The sequence below is a fragment of the Streptosporangium amethystogenes subsp. fukuiense genome, from assembly GCF_042665875.1.
GTDB classification, from domain to species: domain Bacteria; phylum Actinomycetota; class Actinomycetes; order Streptosporangiales; family Streptosporangiaceae; genus Streptosporangium; species Streptosporangium fukuiense.
In genome coordinates, this window is sequence record NZ_JBHTEE010000001.1 from 1,217,557 (window position 1) to 1,243,520 (window position 25,964).

The 25,964-nt window shown below is 70.8% G+C and carries 16 protein-coding genes; 9 read left to right on the plus strand and 7 right to left on the minus strand.

Annotated features, from left to right (window positions below; genetic code table 11):
• Positions 1-132: 132 nt before the first annotated feature.
• From ACFQVD_RS05260 to ACFQVD_RS05280, 5 genes are all read left to right on the plus strand, one after another.
• Positions 133-1,656 carry an ABC transporter permease subunit gene (locus tag ACFQVD_RS05260; protein WP_343966093.1) on the plus strand — a complete coding sequence of 508 codons (1,524 nt, stop codon included), beginning with the start codon at positions 133-135 and terminating at the stop codon, positions 1,654-1,656.
• Positions 1,653-2,489, plus strand: coding sequence for a sugar ABC transporter permease (locus tag ACFQVD_RS05265; protein WP_343966095.1), 837 nt, complete (start codon positions 1,653-1,655; stop codon positions 2,487-2,489). Before ACFQVD_RS05260 ends, ACFQVD_RS05265 begins: the two co-directional genes overlap by 4 nt.
• A 2-nt stretch (positions 2,490-2,491) precedes the next feature.
• A complete protein-coding gene (locus ACFQVD_RS05270; protein WP_343966097.1) occupies positions 2,492-4,282 on the plus strand; it encodes an alpha-amylase family glycosyl hydrolase in 1,791 nt (596 codons plus the stop codon).
• 94 nt (positions 4,283-4,376) lie between these two features.
• Complete coding sequence (locus tag ACFQVD_RS05275) at positions 4,377-4,634, plus strand: hypothetical protein (protein ID WP_343966099.1); 258 nt, start codon at positions 4,377-4,379, stop codon at positions 4,632-4,634.
• An 85-nt stretch (positions 4,635-4,719) separates the two neighbouring features.
• Positions 4,720-5,442: an MgtC/SapB family protein gene (locus ACFQVD_RS05280; protein WP_425580378.1), complete on the plus strand. Its 723-nt coding sequence runs from the start codon at positions 4,720-4,722 to the stop codon at positions 5,440-5,442.
• 99 nt (positions 5,443-5,541) lie between these two features.
• Here ACFQVD_RS05280 and ACFQVD_RS05285 read toward each other — a convergent pair whose 3' ends face one another.
• Positions 5,542-6,306, minus strand: coding sequence for an ABC transporter permease (locus ACFQVD_RS05285; RefSeq protein ID WP_343966101.1), 765 nt, complete (start codon positions 6,304-6,306; stop codon positions 5,542-5,544).
• Positions 6,303-7,244 (minus strand): ABC transporter ATP-binding protein, encoded by a 942-nt coding sequence (locus tag ACFQVD_RS05290; protein ID WP_343966103.1) that lies wholly within the window; start codon positions 7,242-7,244, stop codon positions 6,303-6,305. Before ACFQVD_RS05290 ends, ACFQVD_RS05285 begins: the two co-directional genes overlap by 4 nt.
• Before the next feature lie 110 nt (positions 7,245-7,354).
• On the opposite strand from ACFQVD_RS05290, the gene ACFQVD_RS05295 reads away from it, so the two are divergent.
• The 3 genes from ACFQVD_RS05295 to ACFQVD_RS05305 all read left to right on the plus strand — a co-directional run bounded on the left by ACFQVD_RS05295 (position 7,355) and on the right by ACFQVD_RS05305 (position 11,564).
• Positions 7,355-8,464 (plus strand): sensor histidine kinase, encoded by a 1,110-nt coding sequence (locus tag ACFQVD_RS05295; RefSeq protein WP_343966106.1) that lies wholly within the window; start codon positions 7,355-7,357, stop codon positions 8,462-8,464.
• On the plus strand, positions 8,461-9,111 hold the full coding sequence (locus ACFQVD_RS05300) for a response regulator transcription factor (RefSeq protein ID WP_343966108.1): 651 nt from the start codon (positions 8,461-8,463) through the stop codon (positions 9,109-9,111). The genes ACFQVD_RS05295 and ACFQVD_RS05300 overlap by 4 nt, the downstream gene beginning before the upstream one ends.
• A gap of 137 nt (positions 9,112-9,248) precedes the next feature.
• Positions 9,249-11,564 carry a WD40 repeat domain-containing serine/threonine protein kinase gene (locus ACFQVD_RS05305; protein ID WP_386270531.1) on the plus strand — a complete coding sequence of 772 codons (2,316 nt, stop codon included), beginning with the start codon at positions 9,249-9,251 and terminating at the stop codon, positions 11,562-11,564.
• A gap of 96 nt (positions 11,565-11,660) precedes the next feature.
• Here the strand turns inward: ACFQVD_RS05305 and ACFQVD_RS05310 are convergent, their stop codons facing one another.
• A complete protein-coding gene (locus ACFQVD_RS05310; RefSeq protein WP_343978870.1) occupies positions 11,661-13,007 on the minus strand; it encodes an aspartate aminotransferase family protein in 1,347 nt (448 codons plus the stop codon).
• Between the two features lie 89 nt (positions 13,008-13,096).
• On the opposite strand from ACFQVD_RS05310, the gene ACFQVD_RS05315 reads away from it, so the two are divergent.
• A complete protein-coding gene (locus tag ACFQVD_RS05315; RefSeq protein ID WP_343978867.1) occupies positions 13,097-13,996 on the plus strand; it encodes a LysR family transcriptional regulator in 900 nt (299 codons plus the stop codon).
• Between the two features lie 68 nt (positions 13,997-14,064).
• Here the strand turns inward: ACFQVD_RS05315 and ACFQVD_RS05320 are convergent, their stop codons facing one another.
• The 4 genes from ACFQVD_RS05320 to pulA form a co-directional block, all read right to left on the minus strand.
• On the minus strand, positions 14,065-14,940 hold the full coding sequence (locus ACFQVD_RS05320) for an AEC family transporter (protein ID WP_343978864.1): 876 nt from the start codon (positions 14,938-14,940) through the stop codon (positions 14,065-14,067).
• A gap of 138 nt (positions 14,941-15,078) precedes the next feature.
• On the minus strand, positions 15,079-18,048 hold the full coding sequence (locus ACFQVD_RS05325; RefSeq protein WP_343978861.1) for a carbohydrate binding domain-containing protein: 2,970 nt from the start codon (positions 18,046-18,048) through the stop codon (positions 15,079-15,081).
• An 84-nt stretch (positions 18,049-18,132) separates the two neighbouring features.
• Entirely contained in the window at positions 18,133-19,854 is a 1,722-nt protein-coding gene (locus ACFQVD_RS05330) for a carbohydrate-binding module family 20 domain-containing protein (RefSeq protein WP_343978858.1), read from the minus strand.
• Between the two features lie 91 nt (positions 19,855-19,945).
• Positions 19,946-25,807: a pullulanase-type alpha-1,6-glucosidase gene (pulA, locus tag ACFQVD_RS05335; protein WP_386270532.1), complete on the minus strand. Its 5,862-nt coding sequence runs from the start codon at positions 25,805-25,807 to the stop codon at positions 19,946-19,948.
• Positions 25,808-25,964: the final 157 nt, after the last annotated feature.

Here is a 25,964-nt window from a genome sequence, read left to right on the forward strand (position 1 = left end):
GGGCGCCGCCCTCCCCGCGAGGGGGATGTCCTCGAAATCGGGCGCGGGCGCGCGGCCCAGGAGGGCCGGGGGGCTCGGTCGCGCCAGGCGGCGCCTCCACCCGAACGGCCCCGCCGCGGACGCGGGTGGGCCGTGGCGACCGGGGCGTGGCCGGGAAGCGCGGGCGGGATCGCGCTGCGGGTCCTGGTGCTCGGGCTCATCGTCGCCGTCGCGCTCTGGGCGGTCGCGCCGCTGGTGGCGGCGGAGAACTGGATCGGGGTGGGGATCGTCGCGGTCGTCACCGCCGCAGGCCTCCTCGTCTACCTGACGCCGCGGCGGCTGCCCGCCAAGTACCTGCTGCCCACCACGCTCCTGGTCCTCGCCTTCCAGGTGTTCCCGGTGGTCCACACGATGTCGCTGGCGCTGACCAACATCGGCGACGGTCACCTGGGGAGCAAGCAGGACGCGATCACCGCGATCGAGACCTCCTCCGTCAAGCGCCGGCCCGGTTCCGCCGAGTACCGGCTCACCGTGGCCGAGAAGGACGGAGACCTGGTCTTCCTGCTGGCGGCGGGAGGACGCGCCTACACCGGCACCGCCGAGGGGCTGCGCCCCCTGGAGGGCGCCACCCTCGGTGCCGGCGGCCGGATCACCGCGGCCGGCGGCTACACGGTGCTGACCGCCGCGCAGGCCTCCGCCAGGGGCTCGGAGATCACCGAGCTGGTCGTGCCCGTCGAGGGCGGGGCGATCCGCAGCCAGGGCCTGTCGAGGGCCTATCGGGGTACGGCGACGCTCGCCTACGACGCGGGCTGCGACTGTGTCACCGGCCAGGACAGGATCTGGCGGGCCGACGAGAAGCTGGGCAGGTTCGTCTCCGCCGACGGGCAGGCGCTGGCGCAGGGCTGGAAGGTCGACGTCGGCCTGGCCAACCTCACCGCCGCGCTCACCAACCCGAAGATCAACGCGCACTTCCTCGGCGTCTTCGGCTGGAACCTGGTCTACGCCACGTCCGTCGTGGTGCTGACCGCCGCGCTCGGGGTGGCGGTCGCGCTGGTGCTGCACCATCCCCGGATGCGTGCCGTACGGGCCTACCGGACCCTGATCGTGCTGCCGTACGCCATGCCGGCCTTCGCGATGCTGCTGGTCTGGCGGGACATGTTCAACACCGACTTCGGGTTGATCAACAAGATGTTCGGGCTCGACGTCGACTGGCTCGGCGCCCCGCTCACCGCCCGCCTGTCGGTGCTGCTGGTCCAGCTCTGGCTGGGCTTTCCCTACATGTTCCTGATCGCCACCGGGGCGCTGCAGACGATCCCGTCGGAGTATCTGGAGGCGGCCCAGGTGGACGGCGCGACCGCCTGGCAACGGTTCGTGAAGGTCACGCTGCCACTGCTGATGCTCGCCCTCGCCCCGTTGCTGGTCTCGTCGTTCGCGTTCAACTTCAACAACTTCAACGGCATCTTCCTGGTCACCGCCGGAGGCCCGTTCCCCGCCGACAACCCGACGGTGGGCGCGACCGACCTGCTGATCACCTACACCTTCCGGCTCGCCTTCGGGCAGCAGGGCGCGCAGTACGGCCTGGCCTCCGCGATGTCCATCTACGTCTACCTGATCGTGGCGGTGCTCTCGATCATCAGTTTCCGGCGTACCCGGGCCTTCCAGGAGGTGGACCGATGAGAAGCGGACTGGTCCTCCGGCACCTGGTGGCGATCACCGTCACCGCCTTCGCCCTCTTGCCGATCCTGTTCGTGGTCTCCTCGGCGCTCAACCCGCTCGGCACGCTCAGTTCGGCGACCCTGTTCCCGAGCGGCGCCGGCCTCGCCAACCTCACGGACCTCTTCGAGACCACGGCCTTCCCGACCTGGTACCTCAACTCCGTTCTGATCGCCGGGCTCACCGCCGTGCTGTCGGTGACGGTGTCGGCGGTCTCCGCCTACGCCTTCAGCCGCTTCCGCTTCGCCGGTCGCCGTACCGGCCTGGTGGCGCTGCTGGTGATCCAGGCGTTCCCGCAGTTCCTGGCCATCGTCCCGCTGTACGTCATCTTCAGCGTGATCAGTGACAACTGGCCCGTCTTCGGGCTCAACAGCATCTGGGGCGTGGTCCTGCTCTACATCGGCGGCCAGGTCGGCGTGAACACCTGGCTGATCAAGGGGTTCTTCGACACGATCCCCCGGGAGCTCGACGAGGCCATGCTGATCGACGGCTGCACGCCCACCCAGGCGTTCCGCAAGGTGATCCTGCCGCTCTCGGCGCCCATCCTGTCGATCAGCGCGCTGCTCGTCTTCATCGGGACGATCAACGAGTTCCTCATCGCCAGCGTCTTCCTCACCGGCGACGACGCCCGCACCCTCGCGGTCGGGCTGTTCAGCCTGCTGGCCGACCAGCGCAACGCCAACTTCGGCATGTTCGCGGTGGGCACGTTGCTCACCGCGATCCCGACCGTCGTCGTCTTCCAGTTCCTGCAGAGATACATCGTCCACGGGCTCACCGCGGGCGCGGTGAAAGGTTGATCATGATAGACCGGGGATTCCATCACGACGGCTCGCCCGACCACGTCAGCACGGCGGCGCCGGAGCCGGGGGAGACGGTCACCGTCTTCGTTCGCACCCCGCGAGGCCACCGCTCCGGCGTGCACGTGCGGACCACGCCGGACGGCGAACCGCACTTCACCGAGGCGGTGATCGACCGCGAGACCGAGCGGGAGACCTGGTGGCGGGCCGACATCGTGGCCCGCAACCAGGTGACCGGCTACCGCTTCCTCATCGGCGGCCCGGACGGCTACCGCTGGCTGACCGCCTCCGGCCTGGCCGCCCACGACGTTCCGGACACCACCGACTTCAAGCTGGTCACCCATGCCGCCCCACCCGAGTGGGCGGCCGGCGGTGTGATCTACCAGATCTTCCCCGACCGGTTCGCCTCCTCGGGCACGGCACGCGACCTGCCGCCGTGGGCGATCCCCCGCGGCTGGGACGACCCCGTCGCGGGGAGCGGGCCCGACACCTCGCGGCAGGTCTTCGGCGGCGACCTGGACGGCGTGCGCTCCAGGCTGGACCACATCACCGCCCTCGGCGCGGACATCCTCTACCTGACGCCGGTCTTCCCCGCGGCCTCCAACCACCGCTACAACGCCTCCTCCTTCGCCGAGGTCGACCCGCTGCTCGGAGGCGACGCGGCCTATCGCGCGCTGATCGACGAGGTGCATCGCAGGGGCATGCGCATCCTGGGCGACCTCACGACGAACCACTGCGGCGACACCCACGCCTGGTTCCAGGCGGCGCTGCGGGACAAGGGCGCCGCCGAACGGGAGATGTTCTTCTTCACCGACGACGACCTGGGCTACGAGGCATGGATGGGCGTTCCCTCCCTGCCCAAGCTCGACTGGTCGAGCGAGCGGCTGGCGGGGGCGATGGAGGAGGTCGTCCGCGGCTGGCTCCGGTTCGGCCTGGACGGCTGGCGCATCGACGTGGCCAACATGACCGGCAGGCTCCGCCAGGCGGACCACACGCACGAGGTGGCCAGGCGCATCCGGCGGGCGATGACCGAGGAGTGCCCGGACAGGCTGCTCGTCGCCGAGCACGCGCACGACGCCACCGGCGATCTCGACGTCGGCGGCTGGCAGGGGACGATGAACTACGCCGGTTTCACCCGCCCGGTGTGGAGCTGGCTGCGAGGCCCGGAGGTCCACCTGCCGTTCCTCGGGGTTCCGGCGGAGGTGCCCAGGATCGGCGGCGGCGACGCGGTGGCGACGATCCGTGCCTTCTCCGGCCACATGTCGTGGCGCTCGCTGGTCCACTCCTGGTCGATCCTCGGCTCTCACGACACCGCCAGGATCCGCACGATATGCGGAGGGGATCCCGCCCTGGTGGAGGTCGCCGCCGGGCTGATGCTCACCCTGCCCGGCACGCCCATGGTGTTCGCGGGCGACGAGATCGGCCTGGAGGGCGCGTGGGGAGAGGACTCCCGCCGGACCATGCCCTGGGACCGGCCGGAAAGGTGGGACCGGGGCACCTTCGGTGTCTACCGCGACCTGATCGCGTTGCGCCGGGGCGAGGCCGCCCTGCGCCACGGAGGCCTGCGCTGGCTGCACGTCTCCGAGGACGCCGTGGTCTACCTCCGGGAGCGCGCGGGCGAACGCCTGCTGATCCTGGCCGCCCGTGCCGCCCACCGGCCGGTGCGGCTCCCGCTCGGCGCCCGGTGCCTGCCCGTGTACGGCGACGCGGAACTGTCCCCCGAGGCCGACGGCACCGTCACGCTGCCCGCCGACGGCCCGGCCTTCCACATCTGGCGCCTGGCCCGGAGCTGAGGAACCGGGGCGGGCAAAGTTCTCGCCAAACGGCGTTACGGGCCGTATAGGGCCGGGGATTTGCGATAGTACGTCGTAATTCACGGAGGCTGTCATGGTCAAGGGAACCGCCACCGCACTGGATGGCAGAGCGGGCGGGTCGGAGCGGCCGCACATCAGCCTGCCGGTGATCGGCACGCTGGCCGTGCCGCCGCCGGATCGACTGGTCTTCTACGGCGTGCTGGGCGTGCTGGGCGCGCTCGGAGTCGTCGAATGGCCCCTCGTGCTCGTCGTCGGGATCGGTCACTATCTGACCGAACAGCGGTTCTCCCCCTTCCTGCGGGAAGCCGGGCAGGCCGCGGAGGCGGCGTAGCGAGGACAGAGACGCCGAGCGGCGGCCCGGCCCGTCCCGGCGGACAGCGGCCGGGGACCGGACCTGCCGGCCCAACCTGGAGGTGGTGGCGCTGGCACCTCTCGGTGACCTGGCAGGACAGGGCTGGACGCAGCTCGGCGAGCTGGCCCTGGCATTCGTGCTCTCGGCCGCGATCGGCCTGGAGCGGGAGATCCGCCAGAAGAGCGCGGGACTGCGCACCCACACCCTGGTCGGCTTCGCCGCCGCCCTGATCATGCTGGTGTCGAAACACGGCTTCGCCGATGTGCTGGGAGAGCACGTCTCCCTCGATCCGTCCCGGGTGGCCGCCCAGATCGTCTCCGGCATCGGCTTCATCGGCGCCGGCCTGATATTCGTCCGCGGTGACGCGGTCCGGGGCCTCACCACCGCCGCGGCGATCTGGCTCACCGCGGCGGTGGGCATGGCGGCGGGAGCGGGACTGTGGCTGCTGGCGGTGGCCGTGACCGTGGGACACTTCGCGACGGTGTTCGTGCTCACCCCACTGGCCGACCGGCTCCCCCGGTCCAGGCACGCACCCTCGCGGCTCCATCTGACCTACCTCGACGGGCGGGGCGTGCTCCGGCTGGTGCTGGCCGAATGCACGCGCCGGGGGTTCGTCGTGGACGAGCTCTCCATCGACCAGCGCGGCGAGCGCCGCCCCCCGGCGACCGTCTCGCTCTGGCTCACCGTGCGCGGCGCCGGCCTGATAACCGAGCTGACCACCGTGCTCTCCGAGATCGACGGGGTGCTCGCGGTGGTGAGCCAGGACGCCAACGCGCCAACGCTCTGAGCGGGATTTTCGGGTGATGTCCCGGTGCGGACGGCCGCCCCCGGGCGAAACGGCGGGCGGTGCGCCCGCCCCGGCCGCCCGGGGCGGGCGCACGGCCGGCTAGTCCCAGCGGAAGAACACGGCCGCGACGACGCCGCCGAACACGAGGCTGGCGGCCAGGCCGATCAGGTTGGACGCCTCGATGGGCGCACCGATCCAGGCGGCCGACAGGGCCTGGCTCCCGGCGCCGAACGGCAGCCACTGCCCGATCGTCGTGATCATCTCCGGGAGGCTGTCACGCCCGCCGAACATGCCGCCGGTGGCGCCCAGGGCGAAGAAGACGCTCAGGCCGATCGCCACGGAGGAGTTCGGGGTGGGCGACAGTGCGGCGACGATCAGGCCCACGGCGTACATGGTGGCCACCGTCAGCGACAGCACACCGAGCGCCGCGCCGACGCGCACCGGAGGGTTGGCGTCGAACGCCAGCATGGCCAGCATCCAGGCGGCCGCGATGCCGACGGCGATCTGCAGCACACCGGCGGCCGCCTGGGCGACGAGGACCAACGCGGGCGAGGCGGGCGTCACCCCGAGGCGGCGCAGGATGCCGCTGCGCCGGTAGTAGGCCAGGAAGCTCGGCATGTTGACGATGCCGGTCGTGGCCGCGACCATCGTGAACACCAGCGGCAGCACGTAGACGTCGAAGGCCGTGCGGCCGTGCGCGATCGTCTCCCGGCCGGCGGACGAGGCGTTCATCACCAGGATGAGCATGGGCAGGCCGATCGGCACGATCAGCCCGGCGGTGTCGCGGGCGACCATCTTGAGCTCGCAGATCAGTAGTCCGGCCCAGGCGCGCGGGCCGGGGCGGTGGACGGTGATGTCGGTCAACGGATCGTCTCCTCGGTGTCGAGCCGGTGTCCGGTCAGGGCGACGAAGGCGTCGTCCAGGCCGGCCTGTTCGCTGCGTGTCTCGGTCGCCACTACGCCGGCGCGTACGAGCGCGACGCTGACGGCCTGGAGCAGGTCGCCGCGGCCTTCGACGACGACGCGGTCGCCGTCGGCGCGTACCCGCTCGGCCTCGTCGAGTCCTTCGAGCAGCCCGTCCGGCACGGGGGTGGCCGCGCGGAAGATGACCCGCTGGGCGAAACCGGCCCTTCGCACGAGCCCGGAGGGCGAGTCGAGGGCGGCGACCCGTCCCTCGTCGAGCAGCGCGACCCGGTCGCACAGCCGTTCGATCTCCTCCATGGCGTGGCTGACGAGCAGGACGGTCACGCCGGACTCGCGCAGCCGCTCCAGGGTCGTCCACATCTGGCGGCGTGCCTCGGGGTCGAGCCCGGTGGTGAGCTCGTCGAGGATCACCACCCGGGGTCGCCCGACGAGGGCGAGCGCGATCGACAGCCGTTGCCGCTGGCCGCCGGAGAGGTTCTCGAAGCGGGTGCGATGGGAGGCGGTCAGGCCGACCGACTCGATCAGGTCGCCGGTCGGCAGCGGGTCGCGGTAGAAGCTCCCGTACAGGCGGACCAGCTCGGTGACCGTGAGCGCGGAGTGCAGGGTGGCCTCCTGCGGCTGGACTCCGAGGACCTGGCGCAGCCGGGCCCGGTCGCGCCGGGTGTCCAGGCCGAGCACGCGGACGGTGCCGCGGTCGGGCCGCCTGAGCCCGGCGATCAGCTCGACGGTGGTCGTCTTGCCGGCTCCGTTGCGTCCCAGGATGCCGAAGATCTCGCCGACGGCGACCGAAAGGCTGACCTCCTCGACGGCGACCTTGGAGCGGTAGCGCTTGTGCAGGCGGTCCGCTTCGACGGCGGGAGATGACGTTGTCGCATGCATGCCGTCGAGGTTAGGAAGGGCGAGCCTCTGGCGCCTGTGCCGATGGTCAGCATCGGCACCCATGACTTTCGGCACCTCAGCGCGGATGGGAGCGTCAGTAGAGTGACGGTATGCGGCGAATCGAGCCGGACGCGTGGGCGGGGCTGGCGGCACTGCTGGTGTGCCTCGCGGTGGGCACCCCGACCCTGCTCGGCGTGGCCGAGACACGGGTGCCCCGGCCGGTGTGGGGTGTGCTGTTCGTGGCGCTGCTGGCCACGTCGCTGACCGCCGCGGTCTTGGAGGACCGCCGGCCGAGGCCGACGTGGGTCTGCTACGGCGCGGCCGTCGTGCTGGGGTGGCTGACGATCCTGACGGCGCCCGGCGCCGGGTGGCTGCCGATCCTGCTGGTCTTCACCGCGACCTTGAGTGCGTACGTCGCGCCGCGGTGGACGGGCCCGGTGGTGGTCGTGCTCAACACCGTCGTCATCGCCGTGGCCGCGGGCCTCGCCGGCGCCACCTTCACCGAGATCGGTCTCAGCGCGCTGCTGTACCTGCTGATCCAGACCGCGACGCTGCTCAGCTCACTGGCGAGCCTCCGGGAGCAGCGGATGCGCCGTGAGCTGAGCGAGGCGCATCTGGAGCTGCGGGCGGCGAGCGTCATCCTGGCCGACACCGCGCGCGCTCACGAACGCCTGCGCATCGCCCGGGAGCTGCACGACCTGATGGGGCACCAGCTCACGGCGCTCACCCTGGAGCTGGAGGTCGCCCGGCACCACGACGGCCCCGGCGCGCGGGTGCACATCGAGCGCGCCGACCGGGTGGCGCGGGACCTGCTCCGCGACGTGCGCGCGACCGTCGGGCAGCTGCGCGTCGACGCGCCCGATCTGCGCGAGTCCCTGAGCGCCGTGGTGCGCGACATTCCCGGCCTCGACATCGGTGTGTGGATCGACGACGACGTACGTCCCACCGAGGAGGTGACCATGACGCTCATCCGTGTCGTCCAGGAGATCGTCACCAACACCATCCGGCACGCGAACGCGACCTCGCTGCGCATCCGGATCGAGAGCACACCGGACCAGGCCGTGAAGCTCACCTCCGTCGACGACGGGCGCGGCAGCCCCCAGCTGCGGCCGGGCAACGGGCTGCGCGGCCTGAGCGAGCGGATCGACGCGATCGGCGGCGACGTGCGGCTCGACGGCAGCGACGGTTTCCGCGTCACCGCCAGGGTGCCCGCGCGGTGATCCGGGTGATCGTGGTCGACGACCAGACCCTGGTGCGGCAGGGCATCCGCAGCCTGCTCGACCTGACCGACGACATCGAGGTGGTGGGGGAGTCCGACGACGGCATGTCCGCGCTGGCGGCGATCGAGGAGCACGCCCCCGACGTCGTCCTGCTCGACCTGCGCATGCCCCGCCACGACGGCATCTGGGTGCTCAAGGCGTTGCAGGAGCGCGCGGACGACGCGCCACCGGTGCTCGTGCTGACCACGTTCGACAACGACACCCTGGTGCTGGACGCGATGCGGGCGGGGGCATGCGGCTACCTGCTGAAGGACGTGACGCTCGAACGGCTGACCCGGGCCATCCGGGTCCTGGCCGACGGAGGGACGCTGATCTCGCCGTCGATCACCGATCGGCTACTGCGCGCGGTGCACCGCCGCCGGCCGGCGGATGACGGCGACCTGCCCGCGATCCAGCAGCTCACCGAACGAGAGGTGGAGGTGTTGCGGCTCGTCGCGGAGGGTTACAGCAACCGTGAGATCGCCCAGGCCCTGTTCCTGGCCGAAGGCACGGTGAAGAACCACGTCTCGACCATGCTGCTCAAACTCGGGGCGCGCGACCGCACCAACGCGGTGCTGCGCGCCCTGCACGCCAACATCCTCGACTGATATTTAGTAGGCATTTGGTCTAATTTGCCGATACTGGCATGCTCTTTTCCGGGACTCGGCTGCCCGGAACCCGGCGCGTACGGCAGGGCGTTGGCCGCCGGACCACTCGGGCGGGCTCGTGACGGGGGAGGAGCACGATGGCCGGTACGGAGCTCAGATCCGGCGATCCCACGGCCTTCGGGCCGTACGCGATCGAGGCCAGGCTCGGTGAGGGCGGGCAGGGAACGGTCTACCTCGGACGCGATCCGGCCGGTGGGAGCGTCGCGGTCAAGGTGCTGCACCCGAAGTTCGCCGCCGACCAGGCCGCGAGGACGCGCTTCCAGCGGGAGATCGCCGTCGCCCGGCAGATCGCCGAGTTCTGCACCGCCCGGGTGCTCGACGCGGGGGAGAGCGGCGACCGCCTCTACGTGGTGAGCGAGTTCGTCGACGGGCCGTCGTTGCAGCAGGCGGTCGAGAGCGAGGGGCCGCGCGACGGCGCCGCCCTGCAGCGCATCGCGATCAGCACCGTCACCGCGCTCGTCGCCATCCACCAGGCGGGCATCGTGCACCGCGACTTCAAACCGGCCAACGTGCTCCTCGGCTTCGACGGCCCGCGGGTCATCGACTTCGGCATCTCCAAGACGCTCGACGCGACCGCCCACACCAGCGGCGCGATCGGAACCCCGGCCTACATGTCGCCCGAGCAGATTCGCGGCGAGCCCGCCGCCGCCCCCTCGGACGTGTTCAGCTGGGCCGTGACGATGGTGTTCGCCGCGACCGGAAGTCCCGCGTTCGGCCAGGACACCATCCCGGCCGTGCTGCACCGCGTCCTCAGCGTCGAGCCCGACCTGTCCGGGGTGCCCGAAGGGCTGCGGCCGCTGCTGCGCGACTGCCTGGCCAAGTCACCCGCCGACCGTCCCGTGGCATCCGAGGTGCTGTTCAGGCTGATCCGCCAGCCGTCGACGGGCGCCGCCGCCGCGCCGCCCCGGCAGCCGTCGCAGGCCGAGCGGTCGCCGGAGTCCCGGCGACCGCCCGCCCACGACCTGCCGCCGTCCCCCCAGCCGCCACCGTGGCGCCCTTCTCGTGCCGAGCAGCCGCCACCCGGCCGGAGCACGGCGCCCCAGCAGTGGGAGCCGGCCGGTCACGGAAGGGCGCCCGCACCCGCTGGGCCGGTCCCGGCCGGGACCGGTGTGCCCGCCGGGCAGGGCGGCCCGGGAGGCGGCGCCCCGGCCGTGACCGTGCCGGTAGCGGCCGGTCGGTCGCGCCTGTGGTGGATCGGGGCCGTCATCGCCGCCACCACCCTCGTGATCTCCGCGGGAGCCTTCGTGCTCCCGCCGCTGCTGTCGGGAAGCGAGAAGGGGGATGCGGACCCCACCCCCGTGGCACTGACCGGCTCCCCGCCATCGGTTTCTCCGCCGCCGGTCTCGGACGTCTCCCCGTCCCCAGACGGGTACCCGTCTGGGGGCGGGTCGTCGCCCCCGCAGAGCACGGGGCAGCCCTCTCCCGCGGCCACCCCCACCTCGGTCACCGGAGACTGGAAGAGCGCGCCGGTGGGCGGCCCGCTCCGGGGCCACCGCGACGACCTGCAGGCGGTGGCGGTCGCCAGGGTGGGCGACAGGTCCGTGATCGTCTCCGCCGCCTACGACCGCACCGTCCGCCTCTGGGACCTGGCCACCCGCAGGCCGCTGGCCACGCTCACCGGGCACACCAACTGGGTGCGCTCCGTCGCCGTCACCGAGCTGGACGGCAGGACGATCGCGGTGTCAGGCGGTGACGACGGGACCGTACGTCGCTGGGACCTCGCCGCGAGGAAGGCGGTCGGCAAGCCCATCGCCGCCGCCGAGCCCGTCTTCTCCCTGGCCGTGGCCACCCTCGACGGTGAGCCCGTGGTCGTGACCGGCGGCCGCGACGGGGGCCTGCGGCTGTGGAACCTGAGAACCGGCGCCGCGATCGGCAAGGTCCGCCGTGCCTCCAGCGGGGCGCTGTTCGGCCTGGCGACCGCCGAACTGGACGGCGAGCCCGTCGTGTTCACCGGGAGCGGGGACGGAACGGTGCGCCGCTGGCCGCTCCGCTCGGGCCGCGGCGAGACGATCGCCACCCAGCGCGCTCAGGTATCGGTGGTCACCACCGCCGAGCTGGACGGCAGGCTGGTGGTGCTGTCCGCCGGCGGTGCGCAGGACATCCACATCGACGACGCCGCCGGCGCCGGTGAGGCACGCCCGCCCATCCGCGACCACAGCGGCTGGATCTACTCACTGGCCGTCGGGAGGGTGGGGTCGCTCACCGTCGTCGTCTCCGGCAGCAACGACGGCACCGCGCAGGTCCACGACCTCGACAACGGAGCGTCGGCCGGGCGGCCGTTCAAGGGCCACGACCACAACGTGTTCGGCGCCGCGGTGGCCGAGCTGGACGGGCGTCCCGTCGCGGTCACCGGCGGCGGCGACGACACGGTCAGGATCTGGCGCCTGGGCTGACCGGCCACCACCGTGGCGAGCTCCATACGGAGAACGCCCTGGTCCCGGGCGCCATGGGCTGGAGGGGCGCCCGGGAACCCAGAGCCTGTCCCTTGGTCAAGCAGCGAGGTGCGTTCGTGCGACCACTTCCCCGATCGCCTGGTCGAGCATCTCCAGGCCGAGGGTGATCTCGGCTTCGGTGCTGGTGAGAGTGGGGGCTATCCGGAACGTGCCGCCGATTCCCGGCAGCTGCACGATGTTCATGTGGAGGCCGAGTTCGAGGCAGCGGCGGGTGATGGCCGCTCCGAGCTCGTCCGAGCTCTCCTCGGCGCCGGGGGCGGGCGCGAGTTCGATTCCCTGGAGGAGCCCGCGGCCCCGCACGTCGCCGACGACGGCGTGCCGGTGCTGGATGGACAGCAGACCGGCGCGCAGGAACGCCCCCAGCTCGGCCGCCCGCGCATCGAGCGCGTCACGTTCGAGCACGTCGAGCACGGTGTTGCCGACGGCGGCGACCAGGGGGTCGGAGACGTGCGTGGTGAAGAAGAGGAACCCCCGTTCGGCGGCGGCCTGTTCGATCTCGGCCGAGGTGACGACCGCGGCAAGCGGCAGGCCGGCACCGAGCGTCTTCGACAGGGTCAGGATGTCGGGAACGACACCGTCGCGCTGAAAGGCGTACCAGGTACCGGTACGGCACAGCCCGGTCTGAGCCTCGTCGAGGATGAGGAGCATCCCGCGCTCGGCACACTTGCGCTTGAGTGCCGCGAGGTAGCCGAGCGGCGGTTCGATGACCCCCCCGGAGCTCAGGATGGGTTCGACGATGCAGGCGGCGAGGTTTCCCGTGGACTGCGCGTCCACGAGCCCGAAGGCGACGTCGAGCTGACGCCGCCAGTCGAGTCGTCCCGCCGCGTCGACGAAATCGGGCCGATACTCATAGGGGACCGGGATCGGGATGTTGCCCGGGGCGGCCGGCCCGTATCCTCGGCGTCCCGAGCTGTAGGTCGCCCCGGCTGCGGCCTGGGTCATGCCATGCCAGGACCGCGCGAACGACACGATCTCATGCTTTCCAGTGACAAGCTTCGCCATCCGGATCGCCGCCTCGTTCGACTCCGCACCCGTGCTCAGCAGCAGACTCTTGGTGAGAGGGGCGGGCAGCGTCTCGGCCAGGCGTCGTGAGAGCTCGACGACCGGCCTGGAGAGCATGCCGCTGTAGAGGTGGTCGAGACCGGCGACCTGGCGCCGCACGGTCGCCACGATCTCCGGGTGCGAGTGGCCGAGGATGGAACTCATCTGCCCCGACGTGAAGTCGAGGATCTTCCGTCCCCTTTCGGTGTAGACGAAACTCCCCTCGGCGCGCGCGATTATCTCCGGCACGAACGGGGCGCCGTACCGGATGACGTGCTTGTCAACATCTGACCAGAACGCAGCATCGGAGGCGAGCGGGGGATCGGAGGCGATGGGCGACATGGTTCGACGGTACTGACGCCAGACTGTGCATGTCCATCGCAGCATTTCCATCATTCTGTTCGGTTCCATCGAACAGTAGGCTGCCTGTCATGACCCTGAACCCGTGGCGACTTCGGCTTCTCGATGTGTTCGAGCGGGTCGGCACCGTGCGCGCCGTGGCGGCGGAACTGATGTTGAGCCCCTCGACGGTGTCGCAGCAGTTCGCGGTGCTGGAGGCCGAGACGGGAGCGCAGCTCTTCGAACGGGTCGGCCGAACCCTCACCCTCACGCCGACCGGTGCGACGCTCGTGGAACGGGCGCGCGAGCTGCGCGACCACATGGATTCCATCGAGGCGGAGCTGGCCGAGGTCACGACCGAACCCGCGGGACAGTTACGCGTGGGCGGGTTCGCCAGCTCGATCGCCCCGATCCTGATCAAGGCGGTGACGGCTGTGGCGCGCGCGCACCCGCGGCTGAGGCTGGAACTGCTCGAGATCGAGCCGCGCGAGAGCATGGCGGCGCTCCATCAGGGCCGCTGCGATCTCGTGGTCACCGTCGACGAGGCCGACGGCGCGCTGCTGAGCCCCACCATCACGGTGATCCCGCTCGCGACCGACCCGCTCCTGCTCGTCGCGCCCGCGGCCCACGAGGTGGGGAAGCTCGACGTCGTCTCGCTCGCCGATCTCGCCGCGGAGCGGTGGGCGCTTGACCACTCGGGCACGTACCTGGGTGAGCTCGTTCCTCGGCACTGCCGGCTCGCCGGATTCGAGCCGATCGTCGCCGGCCGCTTCTCCAGCTACGGCGTGCTGCTCTCCCACGTCGCCGCAGGACTGTCCGTCGCGGTGCTCCCCGAGCTCGCGGTCGAGCCCAGGGCCGGTGTCGTCGCCCGCCCGATCGTCGGTCTCTCCGATCGGAGGATCGTGGCCGCCGTTCGCTCCGGCAGCGCGCGGCGGCCCGCGATCACGACCGTGATCGAAGCACTTCGGCGGGCCTCCGCTCACCCCTCATAGTTCTGTGGAAGTGAGGCCGGATCCCGGTACGGGCTCACGGTGCGAGCCCCGGCGGGGGTGACCTCGGATCACCCGGCTCCCAGCAGGGCGATGACGGACAGGGTCACCAGGGACAGGAGGCTGGAGACGAGGATGGCGTCGCGGGGCAGTTCGGTGGGGCGGCCGTGCTCGGCGGCGTAGATATAGGTGTTCTGGGCGGTGGGAAGTCCCGCGAACAGGACCGCCGCGAAGAGTGCGGGGCCGTCGAGGTCGAGGAGGAAACGTCCGGCCAGGAGCGCCACCAGCGGCTGGAGCAGGAGTTTGAGCACCACCACCGGCCCGATTCCGCGCCAGGCGACGGCCGAGCCGCTCAGGGACATGCCCAGTGAGAAGAGCGCCAGGGGCACCGCGGCGCCGCCGAGGATCTCCAGGGGCCGCAGCGCGAGGTCGGGCGGTTGCCAGCCGAGGGCGGACACGCCCAGGCCGAGGATCGAGGCCGCCACGATCGGCGTCCGCAGCGGGGCGAGGAAGGACGAGCCGCCGGCCCCGAGGCCGAGGAAGAGCAGCGGGGAGACCACCAGGACCTGGAACATCAGGACCGACACCACGAACGTCGCGTCGTGCAGGACGTAGAGGCCGACGGGGATGCCGAGGTTGCCGGCGTTGACGTAGCACGACGCCATCGCGCCGGTCACCCGGTCGGGCAGCTTGCCGCGGAGCAGCGCGAGCGCCAGCAGGCCGACGGTGAAGGTGCTGATCGCGAAGGCGAGCAGCGGGCCGGGCTGGACCTGGCTGAGCGGGGTACGGCTGAGCGTGGTGAACAGCACCGAGGGCATCGCGATGGTGAACGCGAATTTCGTCAGCGCCTGCCGGACCTGAACGCTCGCCGATCCGGAACGGGCGGCCAGCCAGCCGAGGGCACCGATGCACCATATCGGGACGAAAGCCGCAATAACCGCCTGCACTCGGCATACCGTATCCGGGCCCCGGCGCCGGAGAGCCAAGGGGGTGCGCGCCTTGTTCGACTGGGGAGAGTGCGGTGAAAGGCGCGACACCGCCCGGATCCGGCCCCGAGCCGGTCCGGGCGGTGCCGCCGGGCGCGGTTACCTCAGGTACGGCCCCGCGGAGCCGATCTTGCCGGGAGCGGGGTTGCCGGGCAGTGCGAGCACGTAGGCCCGCATGTTGCCCTTGCCGCTCAGGGAGACGGTGAGCGTTCCGCCGGTGACGGTCTTGCTGTCACCGGTGACGGCATCGACGTAGGTGCCGTTGGGGATGCCGGTGAAGGTGGCGTTCCCGGAGACCGAGACCAGCACGAAGCTGTCCACGGACCCCTGGGTGAAGCGACGCTTGTAGGCCATGCCACCCGAGACACCCTCGGTGGAGTACTGCCCCTTCTGCAGCGCCGGAACGGCCCTGCGGATCTGGTTGAGCCGCTGCACGTGCTTGACCAGCGGCTTGTCGAGGGTCTGCGCCACCGCGCCCGAGGCACTGGACACCGTGCCGAAACCCGAGGCGGTGACCGATCCCGCCAGGTGGTCACCGAAATAGGCGCGTCCCGTCGTGGCCAGCGGGCAGGTCGGCCCGCAGTCGATCGGCTTGCCCGCCTGGAACTCGATCTCCGAGCCGTAGTAGAGCGTCGGAATGCCGCGGAAGGTCCACATCAGGCTCATGTTCTCCGCCCAGGCGTCGGTGCCGCCGTCGTAGCGGACCGAGGACTTGTTCGGACCGTAGTCGTGGGAGTCGACGTAGACGGTGTTGTAGGTGGCGTCGTTGTAGCTGTCGTCGGAGTCCTTGCCGTTGTGGAACGCGTTGGACGCCTCGCCGAAGTTCATGTGCATGCGCATGTCGATGACGTTCATGCCGGAGAACCTGCTGTGGTCGGGCGCGTGGTAGGTGTTGCCGTTCAGCGTGGCGTTGGTGCTGGTGGGCTGGTTGCCCGAGCCCATCAGGTTCTCGTAGTCGTACTGCTCGATCGCCGCTCGGACGTCGTCGGCGCTGTACTCCTTGCGTTCCTTCCAGGTGAAGAACTGGGCGGAGTGGTTCACCGAGCCGCGGTTCCACTTGTCGTGCACGAACGCGGCGACCTCGCCGAAGACGTAGAAGTCCTTGGCCTTCTCCGCGCCGAACTTCGCGGTCGCGTGCTCGCGGATCGCGGGCAGGAAGCGGCGGTTCCAGGTGACCCTGGGGATGTGCACGGCGGTGTCGACGCGGAAGCCGTCCACGCCCATGTCGATGTACCTGTTGTAGACGTCGATCAGGTAGTCCTGGACGGCCTTGCTCTCCGTGTTGAAGTCGGCCAGGTCGTCGTGGAGCCAGCAGCTGCGGGAGTCCTCCCCCTCCCAGTTGCCGATCCAGCACTGGTGGTAGTAGTTCGCGGGGAACATGCCGGAGGTCGGGTTCGGCCACTGGCAGTTGTGGATGCGGTACCCCTCGGGGCTGCTCCACTGGGTGGGAGTGCCCCAGTTACGGCAGGTGTTGCCCGCCGGCTCGGTGGTGGACCACTGGTCGCCGTTGTACGGCCTGCCCTTGGCCATCGCGTTCTGCGCGGCCGTCAGGTTCGGGTCGTTGCCCTGATGCTCCTGCATCGGGTTGTACTCCCGGCCCGCCTCCTTCTCGCTGTAGAGCCACTTCCACTGATCGTCGCGCGCGCCCCACACGGTGGGGGTGAACAGGCCCTTGGCGCCCCAGCGGGAGCTGTGGTTGTAGACGACGTCCTGGTAGATCTTGATGCCCTTGGCGTGGGCTGCGTTGATCAGGTCCTGGTACGACGTGCCCTCGGACTCCAGGCGGGGGTCGACCCGGTAGAAGTCCCAGCCGTGGTAGCCGTGGAAGTCGTAGTCGGAGCGGTTGAGCACGACCGGGGTGATCCACAGGGCGGAGAAGCCGAGGCCCTTGATGTAGTCGAGCTTGTCGACCAGGCCCTTGAAGTCACCGCGGAACATCGGGTCGTTGTTCGCGGCGTTGCCCGACTTCACGTGCTGGCTGCCACCCCGGTTGTTGGAGGTGTCGCCGTCGGCGAACCGGGCGGTCATCACGAAGTAGATGGAGTCCTCGCGCGGGTCGCCGCCGAGCGGGGTGCCACCCTCGGGCGCCTCGGGCTTCTTCCCGGTGGTGGCGCCGGCCTCCTCGCTCGCCCCGGAGAGGTTGCCGGCGGCGTCCCTGGCCTGGACGGTGTAGCGGTAGAGGGTGTTCTCCACCAGACCGGTGTCGGAGTGCGCGGTGGCCGTCACGTCGACGACCTTGGTTCCCCCGGTGCCGCCGGTGCGGGTGACCTTGTAGCCGGTCACCCCGACGTTGTCGGTGGCGGCGCTCCAGGCCAGTGCGATCGAGACGCCGGTCGCGGCCGCTGTCACACCGGTCGGCGTGCTGGGCTTCTCGGTGTCCGGGGCCTCGGGGACGCAGGGGTCGGCGGCGTTGCCGGTCACGACGCCGTTCTTGACGGTGCTGACCCCGGTGCCGATGGTGTGGTCGGCGCCGCCGTTGTTGTCCCAGGTGCCCGAGCCGTTGTTGAAGGCGGCCTTGAGTCCGGTGGCGGTGCCAAGGTTGACGGTCTTCTTCTTCCAGCCGGTGCAGGCGGTCTCGTTCATGCCGACGCCGGGGACGGTGGTCCAGGCGCCGCCGGTGGGCTGGTAGTGGATGTTGGCGGTCGTCCAGGTGGTGGAGTAGTAGACGGTCGCGGTGTTGCCCGAGCCCGAGTCACAGGGGTTGCCGGAGCCGATCGTGCGGCCGGAGACGGTCACCACCCCGGTGCCGATGGTGTGGTCGGCGCCGCCGTTGTTGTCCCAGGTGCCCGAGCCGTTGTTGAAGGCGGCCTTGAGCCCGGTGGCGGTGCCCAGGTCGATGGTCTTCTTCTTCCAGCCGGTGCAGGCGGTCTCGTTCATGCCGACGCCGGGGACGGTGGTCCAGGCGCCGCCGGTGGGCTGGTAGTGGATGTTGGCGGTCGTCCAGGTGGTGGAGTAGTAGACGGTGACGCTGTTGGCGGCCAGTGCCGCGGACAGCGGGACGAGGGCGGAGGCCAGGCCGAAGATCGCGACGACGAGCAGCCTGAGCACGCGTTGGGGGGATGAACGCATGGGGATTCCTCTGTGCGAGGCGGAGAGGGGAACCCCGGGCGTCGGCGGACGCCCGGGGCGGATGGGCCGGATACGGCCCGAAGGTCAGCGCCAGGCGTCGTTGCGTGTCGCGGTGCCGCTCGCCGGGGTGGTGAAGGACCGGTTGGGGTCGCTCTCCCACGCCACCGAGCCGTCGGGGTTCTTCTTGATGTACTTGTACTGGATGGTCGTGCTGGGCGGCAGGTTCACCGTCGCCTTCCAGACCGGGTAGGAGGCCGAGGACAGGGCGATGGAGTTCGCCGGGTTCCAGGACCCCAGCTCGGCGACGTTGCCGACGACGAAGACGTTCTGGCCCCAGGTGGTCGTCACGTTCGCGTTGAACGAGGTGGCGACCTGGCCGGGGTCGACCGTCGGCGTCGGGGACGGGCTGACGCCGCCGGTGTGGATGGCGACCGCGCTCTTGCCGGGGACGGTCACCGAGGCGGAGCCGTTCGAGCCGACGGTCACCGAGCCGCCGCCCACGACGTTGGCGTAGGTTCCGGCGGGCAGGCCGGTGGAGAAGGTGCGGGTGACGCTGCCGCCCTCGTTGTTGATCGCGACCCAGCCCTTGTTGCCGCGGCTGAAGGCGATCACGTTGTTGCCGTTGTCGTACCAGTTGCCGACCGAGGTGCCGGCGACGGCGCGGTTGAAGCCGACCATGCCGCTCATCTGGCGGTGGAAGCAGGTCCACTGGCCGTTGCCGCAGTTGGCGTCGGTGGCGAAGCCGCCGTTGGCGGACGGCGGCCCCGCCTCGCTGTTGCTCCAGGTGAAGCCGGAGTAGACCCTCGGCGTCCCGTACGGCCAGGCGAGCATGAAGACGTTGGCCAGCTTGTAGGCGTCGCCGTACTTGTAGTTCATGGTCGAGCCGTTACGCTCGGTGTCGTGGTTGTCGATGAAGACCACGGCCTTGTCGCTGGGCACCGACAGCCCCCAGCTCTGCCCGAAGCTCTGCAGGTTCTTGATCTGCCCTGAGAACTGCTCCTTGAGCTTGCGCCCGTACACGAACTCGTGCACGTCGCCGATCCCGGTGTACTGGCTCGGTGTGATCGCCTCCTGATCGCCCTGGATGACCTCCTGGTGGATGTAGGGCGAGCCGGTCAGCTTGCCCTTGATCGCGGCCAGGTCGCCCGGGTTGATGTGCTTGGCGGCGTCGATGCGGAAACCGTCCACCCCCAGGGAGGTCAGCTTGTTGAGGTAGCCGGCGATCTGGTTGCGGACGTACTCGGAGCCGGTGTTGAGGTCGGACAGGCCGACCAGCTCGCAGTTCTGTACCCGCCAGCCGTCGTTCCTGTAGTCGGAGTCGTTGATCCCGCAGGTGGGTGTGTGGAAGTCCCAGGAGGAGTAGAGCCCCGGATAGTTGTACTTGCCGAAGCCGTAGCCGCCGTAGCTGGTGCTGCCCTGGCCGGTCATGTGGTTGATGACGGCGTCGGCGTGGACCTTGACGCCCGCCGCGTGGCAGGCGTTCACCATGTTCCTGAACGCGTTCTCGTCACCGAACTTGCTGGTGAGGGTGTAGCGGGCGGGCTGGTAGATGTCCCACCAGACCGAGCCGCCCTTGGACATCGAGTCACTCGGCGGCGAGACCTGCACGGCGCTGTATCCGGCGGGGCCGAGGACGTCGGTGCACTCCCTGGCGACGGAGTTCCAGTTCCAGTTCCACAGCTTGACGATCGGGCCGGGGGTGGGCGGTGCCGCCTGGGCGGGGGTGCTCAGTGCGACGGGCACCACGACCGCGGCGGTTGCCAGCGCGCTTAACGCCGTGGCAACGATGGCTCTGTAGGGTTTCATGAGTGGGGGCCTCCAGGATCGATGGACGGGTTCCCTGGCCGGGCCGGGTGCTGCAACACCTGGCCCGGCCGTCTTTCCGGGGTATGCGGGTTCAGGGCTGGACGAAGACGGCGACCGTGCGTGCCGGGACCGTCAGCGTGCCCGTGGCGGGGTCGAACGTCGACTGCTTCACGACGGCGTCGTCGCCGGTCGTCTGGACGGGGTGGAGCGTCACCTGGGCGCCCTTCAGCGCGGCGACCGTCTGCGGTCGCGTCTCGGGGGTCGCGTTGAGGACGACGGTGATCGACTTCCAACGCGGGTCGATCCCCGAGGCGTCCAGGTGCATGGTCACCACACCCGGGGTCTCCGAGGTGCCGCTGGTCGGGAAGGTCAGGCGCTTCTGCACCTCGGCCAGGCTGGCGAGGCCGAAGGCCGGGGAGGACGAGCGGATCTTCAGCAGCTCGCCGTAGCGGGCGCGGGCCGCACCGATCGCCGCGCAGTCCGGCTTCAGCGCCGGGTCGGCGAGCAGCGGCCTGGCGTACTGCCACTTGTCCTCGTTGTCGGCCTTCGGGGGGAGCCCGGCGCCGAAGCCGTTGCCCGCCGAGCAGTCCCAGAGCAGCCGGTTGAACCAGTCGCCGGAGTCGTAGGAGTTGCGGTCCAGCGACTTGGAGCGGAGCCGCTCGCTGCCGGCGTGCACGAACGAGGTGCCCTGCCCGAGCACGGCCGTGGCCAGCGAGAGCGACTGCATGCGCACCCGGTCGGCCATGGTGGTGGCCTGCGGCAGCTTGTAGGCCAGCGCGTCGAACAGCGTCTCGTTGTCGTGGGCGTCGACGTAGGTGACGACCTCGCCCGGCGAGGCGGTGTATCCGGCGGGGGAGCCGTTGTAGTCGACCTGCGAGCCCTTGACCTCCTTGCCGTTCGAGGCGGTGAAGGTGTAGTCGCGGAGGTTGCCGGCCAGCCCGACCTTGATCAGATCCTGGTAGCCGAGCAGCCGGGCCCGCTGCTGCGCCTCGTCGCCGTTGGCGGGCGACCCGTTGGGCGCCCCGGCCAGCCCCGAGCCGAAGCCCTGGACCCGCGGGTCGGGGTCGAACGGGCTGCCGCCGCGGACCGCGTCACGGAGCCGGTCGCTGAAGGTGCCGATCCCGGTGCCCGCCATGTTGGCCTGGGTGGCCTGCTCGAAGCGGGCGTTGTCGGCGACCTCGCCGAAGTTCCAGCCCTCCCCGTACAGGATGATCGACTTCCCGTCCACGCCGTCGCGGGCCACGGTCAGCCTGTCCAGGGCGGCGCGGACCGCGAGCATGTTCGCCTTGGGGTGGTGACCCATCAGGTCGAACCTGAAGCCGTCCACCTTGTACTCGCGGGCCCAGGTGACGACGGAGTCGACGACGAGCCTGCCCATCATGGCGTGCTCGGGCGCGGTGTTGGCGCAGCAGGTGGAGCTGGCCACGGTGCCGTCGTCGAGCAGCCGGTGGTAGTAGCCGGGCACGATCCGGTCGAGCACCGAGGTGGGGTCCTGGCCGGCGGCGTGGGTGTGGTTGTAGACCACGTCCATCACCACCCGCAGTCCCGCCCCGTTCAGCCCGCCGACCATGCTCCGGAACTCCTTGATCCGCGAGGACCCCTCGGGGTCGGCGGCGTAGGAGCCCTCGGGCACCGTGTAGTGCAGCGGGTCGTAGCCCCAGTTGAAGGAGTCTCCTGCCGCGGTGCGCGCGACGCAGGCCTGCTGCTCCTCGGAGTCGGGGGGCAGCGAGGCCAGGTCGCAGTCGGGCTCGGTCCGCTCCGACCTGCGCTCGGGGACCGTCGCGATGTCGAAGACCGGCAGCAGGTGCACGTGGGTCAGGCCGTCCTTGGCCAGCCCGCGCAGCTCCCTCATCCCCGCCGAGTCGCCGGTGAAGGCCGAGTAGGTGCCGCGCCTGGAGGCGGGGACCGTGGTGTCGGAGGCGGAGAAGTCGCGCACGTGCAGCTCGTAGATCGACGCCTTCTCCTGCGGCACCGCCCTGGGCTTGGCGAGTGACGACCAGCCGTCGGGCCGCAGGGAACGGTCGGACAGGTCGACCAGCTGGCTGCGGCCCGAGCCGGCGGCCAGCGACAGGCTGTAGGGGTCGGTCACCTCGTTGGTGACGATCCTGCCCTCGGCGGGCGCGTAGACCGTGACCAGGAAGGTGTAGTAGCGGTCCTTCCAGCCCTGCTGCCCGCGGACCGACCAGATGCCGGTGCCGTCGTCGCGCCGCATGGCGTGGACGGTGCGGGCCCCGCCGGAGGGGGCGCGGTAGAGCGCCAGCTCGACCTTGCGCGCCGTCGGCGCCCAGACCGACAGAGCGGGCGTGCCGCCGCTCCACGAGGGGCCGAGCCCGGCGGTCGCCGCCTTGGCGTGCAGGTCGTCGAGTACGCCGGGCAGCTGCACGCCGGTGGCGGCCAGCAACGCGCCCGAGGCGTCGCGCTCGACGGCCACGACCTGGCCGCGTAGCGCCTTCCCGACGAGGTCGGCGTCGCGCGGGTCGATCGTGAACGCGGCGTGCCCGGCCAGGTGCGGCCACTTCGCCCGCTGCGCCTCGGTGAGCGCTCCGGGAAGCAGGCGGATGATCCGGAGGTCGCCGGTCAGCTCGCCCTTGGCGTAGGCGATGTCGCCCTTCTCGGAGAAGGCCAGGGAGTGCCGGAGCGAGGACGACGGCTCGACCTTCCACACCACGGTGCCGCGGTCGATCCAGTGCGCCGCGGACTTCGACAGGTCGGCGTCCGCGCCGCGTGCCGCCGGCTGCGGCAGCAGGTGGCCCTCGGTGGCCGCGATCCGCCAGACCTCGTGGCCGGTCGCGGTGAGGTCCAGCGCCTGGTTGTCGGGAAGATCCTTCTCGTCGCCCTTGTGGAGGATGTAGCTCACGTTCTTGGCCCCCTCGGTCAGGGGGACGCGGAAATGGACACCGAAGGCGTCTTCGCCCGCGGGCTGGAGCGGGGTGGCCCACTCGGTGGGCTGGGCCACGTCACCCCACAGGTGCAGTCCCCAGCCTTCATACTTCCCGTCGGGACGGTGGTAGTGCAGGATCGCCACGTTCTCGGCCGAGGCCCGGCTCTGGTGGACCTTCGCCACGCCCGAGACGACGGCGGCCTCCGGCTGGAGTGCCGGGGTGAACGACTGGTCGGGGCCGGGGTCCTTGGTGTCGCCCTTGTGGATGATGAAGTTCACCGGCGTCGAGGCGTTCTTCAGCGGGACCTTCCAGAACGCGCCGTAGGAGTCGGTGCCGTCCGGCGGGCGCGGTGTGGCCCACTCGGTGGGCACCCCGTCGGCGAGCCCGTCACCCCACAGGTGCAGGCCCCAGCCGTCGTAGTTCTTGTCCGGCCGGCTGTAGCGGATCGTCGCGTGGCCCTGGGCGGCCGCGCGGGACAGGTGCGTCTCCGCCTTCCCCTCCGCGAGCCAGACCTCGCCGTTCCTGGTGGGGTTGACGACCCGGTCGCCGCCGTCCTTCTCGTCACCCTTGTGGGCGATGATCCCGACGTTGGACGCGCCGGGCTTGAGCTTGATCCAGGCGAAACGGCCGTAGGAGTCCTCGCCGGTGAGCTTGAGCGGCTCGGCCCACTCCGTGGGGTTCTCCACGTCGCCCCAGACGTGCAGGCCCCAGCCGTCGTAGTCCTCGCGCTGGTAGTGCACGACCAGCCAGTCGCGCCTGACCGCGCCCGGCTCCTCGGGGGCCGGCTCGGCGCCGACGGTCGCCGCCGCGCTCGCCGAGGCGAAACGGCCCGCGGAGTCCTTCACCACCGCCTTGTAGGAGATCTTCGTGCCCGCCGCGATGCCGCGCAGGTCGTGGAAGACCCGGAAGACACGGCCCGCGGCGGAGGCGTTCGGCGCGTCGTCGGTGCCGATCACCCGCCAGGGGTCCTCGCCGACCTTGGCGGCGAAGGTGACCTGGTCGAAGCCGCCGCCGGGCACGGTCGCGGCGACCGGGATCCGGCCGTCCTCGGCGGTGCCCCTGATCTCGGCCCCCGGCAGCGCGATCGAGACGGCCGGGGCCGCGGCCGGGGTGGCGAGCTTCGCGGACGCCTTGTAGACCACCGCCGACAGGGCGGGGACGGTGAGCGCGAGCTTCGTGTCCGAGCCGGTGGTGAGCGCGGCGGCGCCCTCCCCGTACACCCTGGTGAAGGCGGCGCCCGCGGAGAAGGTGGGCACGCTCGCGCTCGCCGGCTGCTCGGCGTTGTTGACCGCCACGACGTACTCGACCTGCCGCGTGGCGTCGATCCTGGAGAAGGCGTAGACGCCGCCTGAGGCGAGCCGCTCGATCTGGGCGCCGTCGGCCAGGGCCGGGTGGGCGTCGCGCAGCGCGGCCAGGGCGGAGATGCCCCGGTACAGCGGGTGGGAGGGGACGAAGTTGTCGCGCGCGTGGGTCGCGTCGGTGCCGATCAGGTCGTCGCTCAGGTAGCTCTCGGTCTTCGAGGCGAACATGGACGCGCGGGCGTCCTGGTCGCCGCCCTTGCCGGTGAAGCCCTGCTCGTCTCCGTAGTAGACGACCGGCTGGCCCCGGGTGAGGTACATCAGCTCGTGGGCGAGCAGGTCCCTGCGGAGCAGTTCGGAGTCGGGCGCGCCGGGGTTGTCCTGGGAGATGAAACGGCCGATGCGGCCCATGTCGTGGTTGCCGAGGAAGGTCGGCAGCGACGCGGCGTTGCTGTCGGCGTCGGTGTGGTGGTCGTCGCCGGCGTACAGCTGGGCCAGCCGCGCCGCGCCCGCCGTGCCGCCGCTGAAGGAGCGGGCTGCCTCCTGGAACGGGAAGTCCAGGGTGGCGTTCATCTGGCCCCGGGTGGAGTAGCGGCTGGTGAAGGCGGGCTCGCTGGAGTAGACCTCGCCGAACATGAAGAACCGCTTGTTGCCGTGCTGGGCCGCGTAGCCGCGCAGGGCCGGGGAGAACCTCTCCCAGAACTCCATGTTCACGTGCTTGGCGGTGTCGATGCGGAAGCCGTCGAGGCCGGTCTCGCGCACCCACGTCTGGTAGATGTCCGTCATGCCCTTGACGACCTCGGGACGCTCGGTCCACAGGTCGTCGAGGCCGAAGAAGTCGCCGTACTGGTCGTTCTCGCCGCTGAAGGTGGAGTCGCCCCGGTTGTGGTACATCGTCGGGTCGTTCAGCCAGGACGGGGTCTTGGCCTTCTCGGGCGCGACCGGGGTGTACGGGAACGAGCCGGTGTCCACCTTGGGGAAGGTGTTCTTGCCCGCGTAGGCCCGGTCGTCGAACGGCACGCCGTCGGTGTCGACGTAGGGGTAGGCGCCCTTGGACCGGTAGGAGGAGGTCTTCTCCGCGTAGTCGATCACGTCGGCGGTGTGGTTGGTGATGATGTCGAAGAAGACCTTCATCCCGCGCCGGTGCGCCTCGCGCACCAGCTCCTTCATCTGGGCGTTGCTGCCCAGGTGCGGGTCGATCCTGGTGAAGTCGGTGATCCAGTAGCCGTGGTAGCCGGCCGAGACGTTCGCGCCGGTGCCCTGCACGGGGCGGTTGACGAACGCCGGAGTGATCCAGATCGCGGTGCTGCCCAGATTCTTGATGTAGTCGAGCCTGCCGAGCAGCCCCTTGAGGTCGCCGCCCTGGTAGAAGCCCTTGTGGGTCGGGTCGAAGCCGGTGGTGAGCCGGTCGCCGGACAGGCCGCCCCGGTCGTTGCCGGGGTCGCCGTTGGCGAACCTGTCGGTCATCGCGAAGTAGAAGCGCTCGCGGCTCAGGTCGGCGCGGAGCGCGTCGCGGGCCAGGTCCCTGTCCGAGGGTTCGGCGGTGCGGCTCAGCGCGGAGACCACGGGTTCGGCGGGGCGTTGCGGGAGGGGGGCCGAGAGGGCGGTCGGCCCGGGGGATGGTGCGGAGGCCGCGAATCCGGAGGTACCGGTGGCGGAGGCGGCTGCGGGGAGGGGGGTGGCGGCGAGGGGGGTGACGACCAGGGCGGCCGCGAGCGCGGCACCCTGCAGAAAGGTGTTTCTCGCGCGCCGTGGGGGGAGTGGCCAGACCACGGGGGGCCTCCACGGGAGTTGTTTCGAGGGTGTTGCCCGGAAGTTACTCACTGGGATTGCTCTATGCAATCCCTTGCGGCAATTTTCTGAATCCGACTCCCTGCGGACAGGGGCGCCGAGGGGTAATCAAGGGACAAAACTGGATAAATGCCACTTT